This window comes from Providencia sp. PROV_01 (assembly GCF_053098325.1).
In genome coordinates this window covers 1-937 of the sequence record NZ_JBRFKD010000018.1, presented here as the reverse complement: position 1 = coordinate 937, position 937 = coordinate 1, and the positions used below count along the sequence as shown (strand labels likewise).

The following is a 937-nucleotide window of genomic DNA, read 5'->3' as shown; positions in this document are numbered from 1 at the left end:
TTCTACGGCACGTTTGAAGGCGCGCTGAAAGGTCTGGTCATACATGTGATGGCGACGCACGACACCGCTCCGTGGATCGGTCGAATGCGTGTGCTGCGCAAAAACCCAGAACCACGGCCAGGAATGCCCGGCGCGCGGATACTTCCGCTCAAGGGCGTCGGGAAGCGCAACGCCGCTGCGGCCCTCGGCCTGGTCCTTCAGCCACCATGCCCGTGCACGCGACAGCTGCTCGCGCAGGCTGGGTGCCAAGCTCTCGGGTAACATCAAGGCCCGATCCTTGGAGCCCTTGCCCTCCCGCACGATGATCGTGCCGTGATCGAAATCCAGATCCTTGACCCGCAGTTGCAAACCCTCACTGATCCGCATGCCCGTTCCATACAGAAGCTGGGCGAACAAACGATGCTCGCCTTCCAGAAAACCGAGGATGCGAACCACTTCATCCGGGGTCAGCACCACCGGCAAGCGCCGCGACGGCCGAGGTCTTCCGATCTCCTGAAGCCAGGGCAGATCCGTGCACAGCACCTTGCCGTAGAAGAACAGCAAGGCCGCCAATGCCTGACGATGCGTGGAGACCGAAACCTTGCGCTCGTTCGCCAGCCAGGACAGAAATGCCTCGACTTCGCTGCTGCCCAAGGTTGCCGGGTGACGCACACCGTGGAAACGGATGAAGGCACGAACCCAGTGGACATAAGCCTGTTCGGTTGGTAAGCTGTAATGCAAGTAGCGTATGCGCTCACGCAACTGGTCCAGAACCTTGACCGAACGCAGCGGTGGTAACGGCGCAGTGGCGGTTTTCATGGCTTGTTATGACTGTTTTTTTGTACAGTCTATGCCTCGGGCATCCAAGCAGCAAGCGCGTTACGCCGTGGGTCGATGTTTGATGTTATGGAGCAGCAACGATGTTACGCAGCAGGGCAGTCGCCCTAAAACAAAGTTA

1 protein-coding gene is annotated in these 937 nt (G+C 59.3%); it reads right to left on the bottom strand.

Annotation, left to right across the window (positions count from 1 at the left end; translation table 11 throughout):
- On the bottom strand, nucleotides 1-798 hold a 798-nt coding region (gene intI1, locus ACU696_RS21110), incomplete at its 3' end, for a class 1 integron integrase IntI1 (RefSeq protein WP_016809449.1).
- Nucleotides 799-937: the final 139 nt, after the last annotated feature.